This window comes from Sphingobium sp. DN12, from assembly GCF_051058005.1.
Lineage (GTDB): Bacteria > Pseudomonadota > Alphaproteobacteria > Sphingomonadales > Sphingomonadaceae > Sphingobium > Sphingobium yanoikuyae.
Genome location: NZ_CP173717.1, coordinates 848,877 through 863,264, shown reverse-complemented (window position 1 = coordinate 863,264; position 14,388 = coordinate 848,877). Strand labels below are relative to the sequence as shown.

Here is a 14,388-nt window from a genome sequence, read left to right as displayed (position 1 = left end):
AATTCGCCCATGATTCGCGACACCATCAAGAGCGCCCAAGTGGAGTCCATGAAGGCCGGCGACAAGGATCGCCTGGCTGCCGTGCGCCTGATCCTGGCCAAGCTCAAAGATCGCGACATCGAACTGCGCACCGCCAGCAACGTGCCCGACGACGATACGGTCGTGGTCGAGGTGCTGCAGAAGATGGTGAAGCAGCGCCGCGAATCGATCGACATGTTCAAGAGCGGCGGACGCGACGAGCTGGCCGCCAAGGAACAGGCCGAGCTGGACGTCATCGAAACCTTCCTGCCCGCGCAGCTGAGCGAGGACGAGACCAAGGCGGCGATCGAGGGCATCAAGGCCGAGATCGGCGCGGAAAGCGTCAAGGACATGGGCAAGGTGATGGCCGTGCTCAAGGAACGCCATGGCGCGGTGATCGACATGAGCAAGGCGAGCGGGCTGGTGAAGGCGGCGCTGAGCTGATCTCTCGCTGGGCTGACATGCGCGTGCGATACTGACATAATAGCCCCTCCCTTCCAAGGGAGGGGTTGGGGTGGGTGATGGCGCTGCGCATCAATGCGAGACTCGGGCAATTTGCGCGCGAGATGCGGCGGGAGCCTACGGAATATGAACGCCGCCTTTGGGGCGCCCTACGCGGCTCCCAGCTGGAAGGCTTCAAATTCCGCCGTCAAGCCGTGATCGAACCCTATATCTGTGACTTTCTCTGCCCCCTCCTCGGCCTCATCATAGAAGTCGATGATGATAGCCATGATGCTATCAAGGATCGAGATAGAGACTTTGACCTTGCACATCAGGGCTATCTGGTTTTGCGCTTCTCCAACTTCGACATTCGGGACAATCTGGAAGGCGTGCTGAGCGTCATTCTGGATCGTGCCCGCGCCATGCCGGAAAGGCAGAAGATCACCCACCCCAACCCCTCCCTTCGAAGGGAGGGGCTTTAAGTTGACCCTCACGCCCCAATGGCTGGACGAACTGCGCGCGCGGACGTCGCTTTCAACCTTGATCGGCAAGACCGTGAAGGTGCAGAAGGCGGGCCGCGAGTATAAGGCTTGCTGCCCCTTCCATAACGAGAAGACGCCCAGCTTCACTATCAACGACGAGAAGGGCTTTTATCACTGCTTCGGCTGTGGCGCGCATGGCGATGCGATCCGCTGGATGACCGACCAACGCGGCCTGCCCTTCATGGAGGCGGTAAAGGAGCTGGCCGCGACCGCCGGCATGGACGTGCCCGCCGCCGATCCGCGGGCGGCCAAGCGCGCCGAGCAGGCCAAGGGGCTGCATGACGCGATGGGCGCCGCGCAGAACTTCTTCGAGGACCAGCTTGGCGGCATCGACGGCGGCGACGCCCGCGCCTATCTCGCGAAGCGCGGCATCAGCGACGCGACCCGGCGCACGTTCGGCTTTGGCTATTCGCCGGATTCGCGTGGCAAGCTCAAGACATCGCTGCGCGATTTTGGCGAGCCGATGCTGGTCGAGGCTGGCTTGCTCATCGACCCTGACGGTGCCGAGCCGGATGGCGGCCAAACCAAAAAACGTGACACATATGACCGGTTCCGTGGTCGCCTCATGCTGCCGATCCGCGACATTCGCGGCCGGGTGATCGCCTTTGGCGGCCGGATCATCGGCCAGGGCGAACCCAAATATCTGAACTCGCCCGACACGCCGCTCTTCGACAAGGGGCGCACCCTCTACAATATCGACCGTGCCTCCCCCGCCAGCCGGCAGAGCGGCCGGGTGATCGTGGTCGAGGGCTATATGGACGTGATCGCTCTGGCCCAGGCGGGCTTTGGCGATGCGGTCGCGCCGCTCGGCACGGCGCTGACCGAGCATCAGATCGAACGATTGTGGAAGATGGTCGAGGTGCCGATATTGTGCTTCGACGGCGATGCGGCCGGGCAGAAGGCGGCGATCCGCGCGGCGACGCGCGCCCTCCCCCTGCTGCGCCCTGGTCACAGCCTGGCCTTCGCCACCCTGCCCGCCGGGCAAGACCCCGACGACCTGCTCCGCGCCGAAGGGCCGCGCGCGATGGACGCCGTGCTGGCTGGCGCCCAGCCGCTGGTCGATCGGCTGTGGGAGCATGAGCAGAAGGTCGGTCCGCTCGACACGCCCGAGCAGAAGGCCGCGCTCAAGCAGCGCCTGGCCGCCCATAGCGACTCGATCCAGCATCCCGATGTCCGTGCGCTCTATGGCCAGGCATTCCGGGAGCGCTATGACGCGCTCTTCTTTGCCCGGCCGGATCGCTTCGGCGGCGGTCCGCGCGCGCCGCGCGGCGCTGGCGGCGGCGGTGCCCGCGCCGGCTGGCAGCGCGACAAGAAGGGCAATTGGAAGCCCCCCGTCCCGCCCGCCGGCAACGAGGCGCGGGAGATCGGCGCGAGCGGCATGGAACATCGGCTGCTGCGGGCGATATTGGCCAGCCTGCTGCGCGATCCGGAGCAGATTGCCCTGCACCGCGAGACGCTGTCAGGCCTGCGAATCGGCGATCCCGCGCTGGCGCGATTGCTGGATGCGATGATCGCCGCATCCTTCCGCAAAGAAACAGTTGAAACGCAGGCCCTCCTTACCATATTGGGGCAAGGTGACTTGTATAATATGGCTAAGGGGATGCTCCGGGCCGATACGTTCACATTCACCCCACATAGGATGACAACCGACCCCAGTCGCGTGCAACGCGACCTGGACGAGGCCATCCGGGTGATGGCGCAAGGACCGGAGCTGGAAACGGCGCTGGCGGAGGCTACTAGACGGTTCGAGAGCGACTTCAGCGAAGAGAATTTCGCTGAACAGCAGCGCATCCGCGCGCTGAAAGCCGATCACGACAGCCGCCTGGCGGAACTGGCGCAGTCCGAAGACATTGTTTGATTGAGGCTCGTTCCTGTCGGGACGACGGAGTTAAGGCGAATAGATGGCGACCAAGGCGAACAGCAAGAATGGCGGGATGGGCGATGGCGAGGATGGCGATGCCCCCCTGCTCGACCTCAACGAAGCGTCCGTCAAGAAGCTGATCGCCCGCGCGAAGAAGCGCGGCTACATCACCTATGACGAACTGAACGACGCCCTGCCGCAGGACCAGATGTCCTCCGAGCAGATCGAGGACATCATGTCGGCGCTCAACGAGATGGGCGTCAACATCGTCGAGAATGAAGAGGCGAGCGAAGACGGCGACGAGCAGCGCGAGCGCGAGGAAGCCGACGACGCCGACGATGATTCGAGCGACGATGACGGCCCCAAGCTCGTCACCGAGAAGAAGAAGGAAACGGTCGATCGCACCGACGATCCCGTGCGCATGTATCTGCGCGAGATGGGCGCCGTCGAACTGCTCAGCCGCGAGGGCGAAATCGCCATTGCCAAGCGCATCGAGGCCGGTCGCGACACGATGATCCTGGGTCTGTGCGAAAGCCCGACCACCTTCAACGCGATCATCGAATGGTCGACCGCGCTCAACAATGGCGAGATGCAGCTGCGCGAGATCCTCGATCTCGACGCCATGCTGTCCAAGGATCCTGCTCCTGAAAATATGGAGGAAGGCGCCGAGGATGATGATGGCGAGATCAGCGAGAAGACCGCTGGCCCCAGCTTCAAGGAAGAGGAAGAGCCGGAGGAGGAATCCGCCGACGGCGACGAGGACGAGGATGGTGCGCCCCGCGCCCGTCGTGAGGAGGACGAGGAAGAGGACAACACCCTGTCCCTCGCCCAGATGGAAGAAACTTTGAAGCCGATGGCGCTGGAGAAGTTCGCGACCATCACCGAAATCTTCCGCGCCTTCTCCAAGGCCCAGGAATCGCGCATGGTCGCCATGGCCAATGGCGAGAGCCTGAGCCAGAAGGCCGAGGACAGCTATCATGAGCTGCGCGAGCAGCTGACCGCCGAGGTCGAGAGCGTCCAGTTCCACCAGCAGAAGATCGAATATCTGGTCGATCAGCTCTATGCCTATAACCGGCGCCTGACCGCGCTGGGTGGCCAGATGCTGCGCCTGGCCGAGCGCCACAAGGTCAGCCGCAAGGATTTCCTCGAGCGCTATATGGGCCATGAGCTGGACGATGCCTGGCTGGAAAAGGTGCAGGGCCTCGACAAGAAATGGGCTGCCTTTGCCGCTGCCGAAGGCCGCGCTGTCGAGCGCATCCGTAACGAAGTGAGCGAGATCGCCCAGGCCACCGGCATGTCGCTCAGCGAATTCCGCCGCATCGTGAACATGGTGCAGAAGGGCGAGCGCGAGGCCCGCATCGCCAAGAAGGAAATGGTCGAGGCGAACCTGCGCCTCGTCATCTCCATCGCGAAAAAGTACACGAACCGCGGTCTGCAGTTCCTGGACCTTATCCAGGAAGGCAATATCGGCCTGATGAAGGCGGTGGACAAGTTCGAGTATCGCCGCGGCTACAAGTTCAGCACCTACGCCACCTGGTGGATCCGTCAGGCGATCACCCGTTCGATCGCGGACCAGGCGCGGACCATCCGCATCCCGGTCCACATGATCGAGACGATCAACAAGCTGGTCCGCACCAGCCGCCAGTTCCTGCACGAGCAGGGCCGCGAGCCGACGCCGGAGGAAATGGCCGAGCGCCTGTCCATGCCGCTCGAAAAGGTGCGCAAGGTGATGAAGATCGCCAAGGAGCCGATCTCGCTTGAAACGCCGATTGGCGACGAGGAAGACAGCCATCTGGGCGACTTCATCGAAGACAAGAATGCGATCATCCCGGTGGATGCCGCGATCCAGGCGAACCTCAAGGAAACGGTTACCCGCGTCCTTGCCAGCCTGACCCCGCGCGAGGAACGCGTGCTGCGCATGCGCTTCGGCATCGGCATGAACACCGACCATACGCTGGAGGAAGTGGGCCAGCAGTTCAGCGTGACCCGCGAGCGTATCCGCCAGATCGAGGCGAAGGCGCTGCGCAAGCTGAAGCACCCGAGCCGCAGCCGCAAGATGCGCAGCTTCCTCGACCAGTAAATCCGGTCAGATTATCGCTTCAAACAAGGGCCCGGCCGGACATTCCAGCCGGGCCTTTTGTTTTTCAAGACGATAGCATCATTTGTTAACCATAACGGCCTAGACCATTGGTGCCACATTTGCGACCAGCCGAAGCGACAAGTTTAACCCGGCGTTTACGCACCTTGCCCTAAATTATGCCCAGCGGCGCCCCTTACGCCGTTGCCACAGGGAAATTTCTATGAGCGAAGTGACGGCGCTGCGCCGGGGCGACGATATTGCGCAAATCCTGGACATGCTGGTTCGGGCCGATGGCAGCTATAGCCACAGCTATATTGCCCAGGCGAGCCAGGATGCCCGCTCGCGCGATGGCCTTGGCCTGCCCGACCTTGCCGATGCCGCCTATTATCTCTGCCTGCTCCATGGTCGCCATCCTGGCGTGATCGATCACGCGGCCACCCGCTCGGTCGACAATGCTGCGCGCCGCTGGCTGATCGAGGCCGCCGACGCCTTTGCGCGGGAGCGCGCCTATCTGACCCAGGTCACCGTGGCCGCCGGCCCCGCCCCCAGCACGGCGGGCCAGAGCAGTTGCGAAACCATCATCAGTCAGCAGCGCCATGCGCTCGACATGCTGGCCCAGTCCGACCGGCGCGGTTGCGCCATGGGCGCAGCGATCGCGTTGGTGCTGGACTGGCGCGCCGTGCGCAAGCTGCTGGACATTGCCGCGCTTCGTGCTGGCATCGAACCGGTTCCCTGCTCCTTGCCCGATCATCGGGCAACGCTGAACGTGGCCCGCGCCATTGGTGGCGACCCGGCGGTTGATCGCGCGATCCAGTTCGGCATGCGCCAGCTGCTGGCCCAGCATCGCCGCCTATGGGATGTGCTGGAGGCGCGCGCCGCCATCCGCCGGCAACAGCAGGACTGATCCATCGCCCCACCGCTTGCCGCAACGCACAAACGCGTTGCGCCGCTATCCCGCTTTGCCTAGTCCGGTCCTCCAGCAATGATGGAGCGGAAGAAAGCCATGCGCTTTGAGGGCACCCAGGATTATGTCGCCACCGACGATCTGAAGGTCGCGGTCAATGCCGCCGTGCTGCTGCGCCGGCCGCTGCTGGTGAAGGGCGAACCGGGCACCGGCAAGACCGTGCTGGCCCAGGAAATCGCCAAGGCCATTAACGCCCCCCTCATCGAATGGAACGTCAAGTCGACGACCAAGGCGCATCAGGGCCTGTATGAATATGATGCGGTCGCCCGCCTGCGCGACGGCCAGCTGGGCGACGAGCGGGTCCATGACATCGCCAACTATATCCGCAAGGGCAAGCTGTGGGAGGCCTTCACCTCCCCCACCCTGCCCGTCCTGCTGATCGACGAGATCGACAAGGCCGATATCGAATTTCCCAACGACCTGTTGCAGGAACTCGATCGCATGGCCTTCCATGTCTATGAAACCGGCGAGACGGTCGCGGCCAAGGAACGGCCGGTCGTCATCATCACCTCGAACAACGAGAAGGAATTGCCCGACGCCTTCCTGCGCCGCTGTTTCTTCCACTATATCAAGTTTCCGGATCGCGAGACGATGCAGGCGATCGTCGATGTCCATTTCCCCGGCATCCAGAAGATGCTGGTCAGCCGGGCGATGGATATTTTCTACGACATTCGCGAGGTGCCGGGCCTCAAGAAGAAGCCCAGCACCAGTGAATTGCTCGATTGGCTGAAGCTGCTGCTGAACGAGGACATGCCGCTCGACGTGTTGCAGAATGCCGATCCGACCAAGGCGATCCCGCCGCTGCACGGCGCGCTGCTCAAGAATGAGCAGGACATCATGATGTTCGAGCGCCTGGCCTTCATGGCGCGGCGCCAGGGGCGCTGAGGCCACCCGCCAGCCTTGCCGAATCGCGATCCTGACATTGACCGCACCCGGCCCGGTCGTGGCCGAAGGCGTCATCCGGACCGATGCTGCGCCGCAATAGGCCTGTCACGGCCCGCAATTGTGGCAATTTCCGGGGCAAATAGCACCGGCAGCGTGAAGGCGGCTTGCGCCCCTGCGAAATCCGTGATTTCCTGATCCTCTGTCATTCAAGGCCGCGCCAAGACGGTCTGGATCGAGAGAGAGGATGCCAATGCCCCGACGTGCGTTGTTCCTATGTTCGATGGCCCTCTGCCTGGCCCTGCCCTCGCTGGCGCAGGCGGCGGACGATATCGAGGCATGGACGCCCAGTGATACTGCCATACGTGCCACCGCCGCCGGCATCAGCCTGCCGCAGACGGTCGCCAGCCTGTCGCTGACCAAGAGCGGCGAAGTATCGAACGGCGGCAAGGGCATCGACAATTACGCCCAATATATTTCGCAGGATGGCGCCATCCAGGCGACCCTCTATGTCTATTTGCCCGCCTATGCCGACGCTTCACTCGCCGCCTACATGACCGACAAGGCGGTGATGGAGCGGTTCGGCGGCAAGACCCATCGCACCGCTTATGACAGCGTCGCCGCCGGCGGCCGCGCGGGCACGGCCATCCGCGCCGTCTATGATGATGCCGCCGATGGCGCGCTGACCACGGCGGCCGCCTTTGCCCATGCCGGACGCTGGATGGTGAAGCTGCGCGTCACAGGGCCGACCGAACGCCGCGCCGAGGTGCTGGCCGGATTGGACGGCATGCTGGCCGGCCTGAAATTTGACGATGCGACAAGCCTGCACGAGACCAGCCCCGCCAGCTTCAGCGCCTGCCCGACCGGCGATGGCGGCGACGCCCGCCTGACCAAGGCCGTGCCAAGCGGCACCGCCGGCCAGCCCGTGCCGCAGGAAGTCCGCATCCCGCGCGAGGGCAAGGACAATCTGTGCATTCGCGGCACCGTCCAGACCGCGCAGGGCAGCTATGACATGCTGCAGCAGACGGGGCGCAGCGATGGCGCGATCATCGTGCCGGTCGACGATAGCGGCACCGTTCTCGCCTTCGATCCCGCCACCCGCGACCTTGGCTATCAACTGTCGATCCATATGGTCGGCCAGACCGATCTTTACGGCGTCTATGACAAGGTGCCCAGCGGTCGCCAGATCGCCGCGATCCTGGACGGCAAGGATCCCCAGACTGCCCAGGCCGAAGCCACCGCACTCTACGCCGCCAATGGCGAAGTGACGATCAGCCAGGGGGCACGCAAGCCCAACTGAGGCAGTTTTGAACGAGCGGCCGGCACTTCGGACATTCCAAAGTGCCGGCTGATTTTCCCCTTCCAATCAGCGGCTGGGGCAAAGACCAACACGCTTGCCCGACAATTCGGTCTTTACGGTCGCAAAGAAAGCCGGCTGCTGCATACCCTTCCCACGCAAGCCTCTTCCTCCAACGGTCTTATGTTCGGCGGACGCCTCCAGGGTATCGCCCGTGACTGATCCGGTCATCCTGCCATAGGAGTTTCCGCCATTAGGACGGCTGCAATTTAGACGTCCCTCGAATTTGCTGCCCGACAGCGTGACCCGCCATTGATGACACTCGCGCTGGATCCGCGTTCCCGCCGGCAAAGGCGGCCCCTCCACGGCATAGCGGATCGCCAGGTCATCGCGGCGATCGGGGATGCATGCCTCCCACTGGCGGGTGCCGGGAGGATGATGTCCGGACATGCTGCTTACATAGGTGCCGATCTCGGTAAAGCGCCACAGGCCCGGATTGATGACATGGCGCGCGCCGGTGACGATGATCGCGTCGGATTTTTCGGCTTCGTCTGCTTGTGCATCCTGCCCGGCAGCGGCGGTTTCAAGCGCGGCCTCGCTCACCAGCGCAGGCAGGGTGCCACGATGATTGGCGAGATCGTCGATCCGGGCATTGACGCATCGCTTGGCCTCTTCGCGCCGGGTCTTCCCGTCGAGCAGGCATTGCTGCAGCAACATGCAGATCGCTCGGTCGGCCGCCGGCGTGCCGGTCGTCCCGTCGAGATTGCAGGCCTTGAGCCAGGGGCCACGAAGCGCATATTCGATGTTGATGATCTTCATCCGGGCGGCGATCACGATGATCTCGTCCTCGGCCTGCTGGGGCGTATCGGTCCCCAGCGCCGCGCCCGAAGCGCCAAGCAACGCCAAAGCCAGACCTCGCGTCCATTGCCGTCCCGCCATCGGCAGCCTCTCCTCATTTTTGTCGTTCCGTCAGCTTAACGATCATGCGCGCGCTGCAAAGCCCTTTCGTCGGGGCCGGAATGATTGGCGTCCGGGCCGTGGCGCGCTAGACATGGGGGCATGAACGACCCCACGGGCGCGACCCGCTTTGCGCGGTTACGCGCCCATCTGGAATCGGTCCGCGTCGTGGCGGGGCCACGCGCCTGGACCTATGAGTTCCTGCTGTTCGGCTTCAAACAGGGCTGGGCCTGCCTGTTCGGCGGACTGATGCTGGCGCTGCTGCTCGCCACCCATCTATTCTACCCCGCCGGCGCGCCGCTGCATCGCTATGATTTCCTGACCCTGGCCGCGATCACGATCCAGATCGCGATGCTGGCCCTGCGGCTGGAAAGTCCGCGCGAGGCACTGGTGATCTGCGCCTTCCACCTGATCGGCACGATCATGGAATTGTTCAAGACCCATGCGGGAAGCTGGGTCTATCCGGAGGCCAGCCTGCTCCATATCGGCCCGGTACCGCTCTTTTCCGGCTTCATGTATGCGGCCGTCGGCAGCTATATCGCGCGGGTCTGGCGCATCTTCGACTTCGGTTTCAGCCGCTATCCACCCGTCTGGGCGACGGCGCTGCTGGCGAGCGCCATCTATGTCAATTTCTTTGCCCACCACTGGCTGCCCGATGTCCGGATCGCGCTGTTCGCCGCCGCCATCCTGCTGTTCGGGCGAACGTGGATCTGGTTCACGCCCTGGCGGGAAGCACGGCGGATGCCGCTGCTGCTCGGCTTCTTCCTGGTGGCGCTGTTCATATGGCTGGCGGAGAATATCGGTACCTTCGCCAATGCCTGGACCTACCCCAGCCAGCGCCATGGCTGGGAGATGGTCAGCCTGATGAAGCTAGGCGCCTGGTATCTGCTGATGATCATCTCCTTCGTGCTGGTCTCGCTGATCCACGGCGTCAGGCGGGTGGATCAGATCAGATAGCCGACCTCATAGAGACCCCAGCGGCGCCCGGCGAAGCGCAGCGGCACGAACACACTGCGCAGTGCCCGATAGCGCCCCTCCCCCAGATTCTGGCGATAGGTGAAGAGGTAAAACTCATCGTCGCCGTCGAGCGCGCGGCGGGTCTGGGCGTCCATGAAGATTTGCCGATTGCGGGCATGCTCCATGTTCCAGCGCGGGTCGCCGATGCGCTGCGGCTGGCTGCGCGCGCTGATATGGGTGGGCAGATAGCCGTCCATGTCGATCAGGCAGCAGCCGATGATCGTCGCGTCCTTCGCGGTATGCCGGTCGAGCAGCGGCCGCACCCGCAGATCGGCATAGGCGGTGAAACCAGTCTGATATTGGGTCGGTTCGGACCCCGCTATCGGGCGATGGCTGCGATCGAACAAGGCCTGTTGGGACAGTTCGCCGCGGGCCAGCGCCTCCTCGATCAGCGCCGCGACCTCCGCCGCGCCATCCTCGGCCAGCGCGATGTAATGGCTGTTGCGGGTACGCAGCCGGCTCTGCGCCGCGGTGTTGAGCATGTCGTTGGCCAGGCTCTCCAGCGTCTCGATCTTGTCGCGGGCCATGTCGACACGCCCCGCGCTCTCGGTCGAGGAGCGGCCGAACAGCGCCAGCCCCTGATCCAGTGCCGCGACATGGGCGTCCGCCTCGTCAGTGCAGGCGACGATCGCGCTGGATCGCTCGCCGAACTGGGTCACCAGCGAGGCGATTTCCGCCATGGACAGGCGCAGCTGGTCGATATGAGTGCCGACGTCGCGGCCGCGCTGGATATTCGCCTCCACCCCGCCGATCAGATGGCGGGCATCGCGGTCGAGCTGGCCAAGCTTGCTGCCGACCGAGGCCGAGGATTCGGCCGCCTGCTCGGCCAGCCGGCGGATTTCCTCCGCCACCACGGCAAAGCCCATCGTCGCCTCGCCGCCGCGCGCCGCCTCGATCGCGGCGTTGACGCCCAGCAGGCGTGTCTGCCGCGCGATCGTGCCGAGCTGGTCGGAAATACCGCCCACCGCCTCGATCACCTGCAGGAACTGGCGCAGATGGCCTTCAAGGCCGGTGACATGCTCGACCAGTCCCGCCACTTCGCCCAGCGACAGGGTGATGACATCATGCCCCTCGGCAATGATGCGCCCGGCGCGCCCTGCGGTGAGGCTCAACTCCTGGGCCGCCGCCACACTCTCATTCTGGCTTGCGGTCAGCGTCTGCATGTTCGCCTGCAGGTCCGACAGGCGCGCCGAATCGCCCTGGATCCGGCGGTTCACTTCGCCCAGAAATCCAGCGGTTTCGCTGCATTGCAATGCTATGTCGCCCGACCGTTCCCCCAGGTCAGCCAACAATTCTCCGTTTTCCAAGCCGCCCCCGCAACTTAACTGTCACAATGAATACTGAACTGTTTACCGTGCGGCGCAACACTTAATATTTCGCCAATGCGATCCGCCCGGCGCTTGCATCACCGGGCGCGCTGGCCGACAAGATCGGCACCATGATGCTCAATTTCCTCGACGCGCTGCGCGCCGCCGGCATCCCCGCCAGCATCAAGGAGCATCTGCTCCTCCTGGAGGCGCTCGACCGCGACGTGATCGAGCGACGGCCCGAGGATTTCTATTATCTCGCCCGCGCCACCTATGTGAAGGATGAGGGGCTGATCGACCGGTTCGACCAGGTCTTTGCCCGCGTGTTCAAGGGACTGCTGGGCCAGGACGGGGTCGAGGCGGAGATACCCGAGGAATGGCTGCGCCTGGTCGCGGAGAAATTCCTCAGCCCCGAGGAGATGGAGAAGATCAAATCGCTGGGCGACTGGGACAAGATCATGAAGACGCTGAAAGAGCGGCTGGAGGAGCAGAAGGAGCGCCACCAGGGCGGCAGCAAGTGGATCGGCACCGGCGGCACATCCCCCTTCGGCCATGGCGGCTATAATCCCGAAGGCGTGCGGATCGGCGGGGAAAGCCGACACAAGCGCGCGATCAAGGTCTGGGAAAAGCGCGAATTCGCCAATCTGGACAGCAATCGCGAGATCGGCACCCGCAACATCAAGGTCGCGCTGCGCCGGCTGCGCCGCTTTGCGCGAGAGGGGGCGGCCGACGAACTGGACCTGGACGCCACGATCCGCGGCACCGCACGGCAGGGCTGGCTCGACATCCGGATGCGGCCCGAGCGGCACAATGCGGTCAAGCTGCTGCTGTTCCTGGACGTGGGCGGATCGATGGACCCGCATATCAAGCTGTGCGAGGAGCTGTTTTCCGCCGCGACCAGCGAATTCAAGAATATGGAATTCTTCTACTTCCATAACTGCCTCTATGAAGGCGTGTGGAAGGATAATCGCCGCCGCTTTGCCGAGCGCACCCCGACCTGGGACGTGCTGCACAAATATGGCCATGACTATAAGGTGATCTTCGTCGGCGACGCGGCGATGAGCCCCTATGAGATCAGCCATCCGGGCGGATCGGTGGAGCATATGAACGAGGAAGCCGGTGCCGTCTGGCTGCAGCGCGTCGCCCATACCTATCCCGCGACCGTGTGGCTGAATCCTGCGCCGGCGGAACATTGGGGCTATAGCCAGTCGACCCGCATCATCCGCGACCTGATGAACGAGCGCATGTATCCGCTGACCTTGGAGGGGCTGGACGAGGCAATGCGGGAATTGACGCGCAAGCGCTAGGGGCGATCGACATCCAGCCCTGACGGCCTGCAAATGGCGGTTTCCCGCGCTTCCGGTGCTCACGTACTTTAAGTACGCTGCGCTCCGGGTCACGGAAAACCACCATTTTCGTCACGTCATCATCTGAATGTCGATCGCCCCTAGGGCTCGCCTCCACGGCGCACGGGCATATCCGACAGGTCAAAGAGCCGTCCGCATAGTGGCGGAGGGGCGTGGTGTAGGACAGCGCGAATTTGCCGCCTTGAAGGTCGGCCGGCCGGGCGAATGACGCGACAGTTTATTTCGGCCCGAAGTTCACAGTGTCGTCGGGCCATTTCGGGCCTTTTGCACTTGTGACGCGCCCGCGACGCGACACCTACGCGCCTGTGGCGCGACTATTGCGTCACGATCAGGGTCACTGTCCCGCACCACCGACGCGACAGTCAGGCGACAGGGACGCGACAGCGGCGCGACAATTCTGGACATGCTTGCGTAAGGGGGCGGTTGTTCATGGCTGGAGTAGATCATGAACGGGCCGAATAGGACAGACGGGGTGCGGCCTTGGTTGGGTCGCGCTCGCAAAGCAAGAAAAGCGGGATGCCGGGTCAAGCCCGGCATGACGGGGTGGGGATGGAAGATAGCGACCAAAATCGGTCAGTTAGTCGAAAATGCACGGTGCTCAGAAGGAGACGCTGACGGCAAACGCCTGTTATTGGCTATCGGACGTTAACGGACATAATCGATGGTGAGTTGTTGTTGTCTGCGCTAACCACGGTGCATGTGCGATCAGAGCAAATTCATTTTATGGTTTGAAGGTGGCGATGACTTAAGCCAGTTCAACGCGACCGTCACAGCCAACGGCTTTTCGGGCGAAACTGGGTATGTCACCTCCCCGGATCAAATTAACGATTTTCTTGACAGGCTTACCAGTTTCCCGATTGCAGACCTCATCACCTTGACAATTGGGGAAGAGTTCCAAGATGGTCCCTTGCTGGTGCTGACCATCGAACCAGCAGACCGACGCGGTAGCCTACGTGTGCAGGTGTGCTTGGCAGCAGACGACAACCGGAGCAGGAAAGTCTCTACCGACTTTTTGTGTGTTTATTCGGATGTCGAGCGCTTTGCTCGCGGGGTCGAAAGCGCCTTACGGTTGGGCGGCGTGGCAACCCTCAGCGCGAGCATTAACTAATAGGCCGTCAGCCACCGGCAAAGTGTCAATCGGCAGCAGGCCAGAGAAAGCAATTTCCCGACCGCTATTCTGACGACATGTCAGCGTCTGATAGTTAAGATATCTGATTGAAAGCCGACAGTCCCCTACCCCCCCCCAACTCCGTCATCCCCGCTCAGCGTGGCGGATGGAGGCCGGGGATGTTGTCGATCGTGACCCAGCCCTGCACATAATTGGCATAATAGAGGCCGAACAGGATGGCCGAGAGCAGGGTGGCGCGGAGTATGACGCGGCCGGGGCGGAAGTTGCTGGGGGCGCTGTCCGCCTGGCCTTTCAGCAGCACCTCCCCCGTCTCGTCGGGCGTGCGCAGGCCGAAGGGCAGGACGAGGAAAGCGCTGATCACCCAGAACAGCACATAGATGGCGAAGATGGCGTACCAGTTCATCCGGCCCGCCCGTTATTGCAGCGCATGCCCCTATCCTCTCCCGTCATCGCGGCGCTTCGATTGCCATGACGATTCAACTTTGATCTGCCCGAGCCTAGAGCGAGATGATATGAGATCAACCCA

General features: G+C 63.2%; 13 protein-coding genes. 10 read left to right on the top strand and 3 right to left on the bottom strand.

Annotated elements, in window-relative coordinates; translation table 11 throughout:
- Positions 1-9: 9 nt before the first annotated feature.
- The 7 genes from ACI6S0_RS04135 (at position 10) to ACI6S0_RS04105 (ending at position 8,088) form a co-directional block, all read left to right on the top strand.
- Entirely contained in the window at positions 10-462 is a 453-nt protein-coding gene (locus tag ACI6S0_RS04135) for a GatB/YqeY domain-containing protein (RefSeq protein WP_099231727.1), read from the top strand.
- Positions 463-539: 77 nt separating this feature from the next.
- Positions 540-941: an endonuclease domain-containing protein gene (locus ACI6S0_RS04130; protein ID WP_214865383.1), complete on the top strand. Its 402-nt coding sequence runs from the start codon at positions 540-542 to the stop codon at positions 939-941.
- Between the two features lies 1 nt (position 942).
- A complete protein-coding gene (dnaG, locus tag ACI6S0_RS04125) occupies positions 943-2,859 on the top strand; it encodes a DNA primase (protein WP_434405038.1) in 1,917 nt (638 codons plus the stop codon).
- A gap of 43 nt (positions 2,860-2,902) precedes the next feature.
- On the top strand, positions 2,903-4,942 hold the full coding sequence (gene rpoD, locus ACI6S0_RS04120) for an RNA polymerase sigma factor RpoD (RefSeq protein ID WP_004211766.1): 2,040 nt from the start codon (positions 2,903-2,905) through the stop codon (positions 4,940-4,942).
- A 220-nt stretch (positions 4,943-5,162) separates the two neighbouring features.
- Positions 5,163-5,846 carry a DUF6975 family protein gene (locus tag ACI6S0_RS04115; RefSeq protein ID WP_434405037.1) on the top strand — a complete coding sequence of 228 codons (684 nt, stop codon included), beginning with the start codon at positions 5,163-5,165 and terminating at the stop codon, positions 5,844-5,846.
- A 99-nt stretch (positions 5,847-5,945) separates the two neighbouring features.
- Positions 5,946-6,791, top strand: a complete 846-nt coding sequence (locus ACI6S0_RS04110) for an AAA family ATPase (RefSeq protein WP_010337204.1) — start codon at positions 5,946-5,948, stop codon at positions 6,789-6,791.
- Between the two features lie 250 nt (positions 6,792-7,041).
- On the top strand, positions 7,042-8,088 hold the full coding sequence (locus ACI6S0_RS04105; protein WP_434405035.1) for a hypothetical protein: 1,047 nt from the start codon (positions 7,042-7,044) through the stop codon (positions 8,086-8,088).
- Between the two features lie 66 nt (positions 8,089-8,154).
- Here ACI6S0_RS04105 and ACI6S0_RS04100 read toward each other — a convergent pair whose 3' ends face one another.
- Complete coding sequence (locus tag ACI6S0_RS04100; protein WP_434405034.1) at positions 8,155-9,024, bottom strand: DUF3617 domain-containing protein; 870 nt, start codon at positions 9,022-9,024, stop codon at positions 8,155-8,157.
- Between the two features lie 120 nt (positions 9,025-9,144).
- Between ACI6S0_RS04100 and ACI6S0_RS04095 the strand changes: the two genes are divergently transcribed.
- Entirely contained in the window at positions 9,145-9,999 is an 855-nt protein-coding gene (locus ACI6S0_RS04095) for a DUF817 domain-containing protein (protein WP_434405032.1), read from the top strand.
- Here the strand turns inward: ACI6S0_RS04095 and ACI6S0_RS04090 are convergent.
- Entirely contained in the window at positions 9,987-11,351 is a 1,365-nt protein-coding gene (locus ACI6S0_RS04090) for a methyl-accepting chemotaxis protein (protein ID WP_434405031.1), read from the bottom strand. The genes ACI6S0_RS04095 and ACI6S0_RS04090 overlap by 13 nt on opposite strands.
- A 146-nt stretch (positions 11,352-11,497) precedes the next feature.
- Between ACI6S0_RS04090 and ACI6S0_RS04085 the strand changes: the two genes are divergently transcribed.
- Both ACI6S0_RS04085 and ACI6S0_RS04080 read left to right on the top strand, forming a co-directional pair.
- Positions 11,498-12,673: a vWA domain-containing protein gene (locus ACI6S0_RS04085; protein ID WP_434405029.1), complete on the top strand. Its 1,176-nt coding sequence runs from the start codon at positions 11,498-11,500 to the stop codon at positions 12,671-12,673.
- Positions 12,674-13,430: 757 nt separating this feature from the next.
- Positions 13,431-13,841 carry a hypothetical protein gene (locus ACI6S0_RS04080; RefSeq protein ID WP_434405028.1) on the top strand — a complete coding sequence of 137 codons (411 nt, stop codon included), beginning with the start codon at positions 13,431-13,433 and terminating at the stop codon, positions 13,839-13,841.
- A gap of 154 nt (positions 13,842-13,995) precedes the next feature.
- Here ACI6S0_RS04080 and ACI6S0_RS04075 read toward each other — a convergent pair whose 3' ends face one another.
- A complete protein-coding gene (locus tag ACI6S0_RS04075; RefSeq protein ID WP_434405026.1) occupies positions 13,996-14,265 on the bottom strand; it encodes a DUF1467 family protein in 270 nt (89 codons plus the stop codon).
- Between the last annotated feature and the right edge of the window lie 123 nt (positions 14,266-14,388).

Coding starts and splice junctions, on each gene's coding strand:
- rpoD (WP_004211766.1), top strand. CDS start 2,903: ATGGCGACCAAGGCGAACAGCAAGAATGGCGGGATGGGCGATGGCGAG.
- ACI6S0_RS04080 (WP_434405028.1), top strand. CDS start 13,431: ATGTGCGATCAGAGCAAATTCATTTTATGGTTTGAAGGTGGCGATGAC.
- ACI6S0_RS04110 (WP_010337204.1), top strand. CDS start 5,946: ATGCGCTTTGAGGGCACCCAGGATTATGTCGCCACCGACGATCTGAAG.
- ACI6S0_RS04115 (WP_434405037.1), top strand. CDS start 5,163: ATGAGCGAAGTGACGGCGCTGCGCCGGGGCGACGATATTGCGCAAATC.
- ACI6S0_RS04100 (WP_434405034.1), bottom strand. CDS start 9,024: ATGGCGGGACGGCAATGGACGCGAGGTCTGGCTTTGGCGTTGCTTGGC.
- ACI6S0_RS04135 (WP_099231727.1), top strand. CDS start 10: ATGATTCGCGACACCATCAAGAGCGCCCAAGTGGAGTCCATGAAGGCC.
- ACI6S0_RS04075 (WP_434405026.1), bottom strand. CDS start 14,265: ATGAACTGGTACGCCATCTTCGCCATCTATGTGCTGTTCTGGGTGATC.
- ACI6S0_RS04095 (WP_434405032.1), top strand. CDS start 9,145: ATGAACGACCCCACGGGCGCGACCCGCTTTGCGCGGTTACGCGCCCAT.
- ACI6S0_RS04105 (WP_434405035.1), top strand. CDS start 7,042: ATGCCCCGACGTGCGTTGTTCCTATGTTCGATGGCCCTCTGCCTGGCC.
- ACI6S0_RS04085 (WP_434405029.1), top strand. CDS start 11,498: ATGATGCTCAATTTCCTCGACGCGCTGCGCGCCGCCGGCATCCCCGCC.
- ACI6S0_RS04130 (WP_214865383.1), top strand. CDS start 540: ATGGCGCTGCGCATCAATGCGAGACTCGGGCAATTTGCGCGCGAGATG.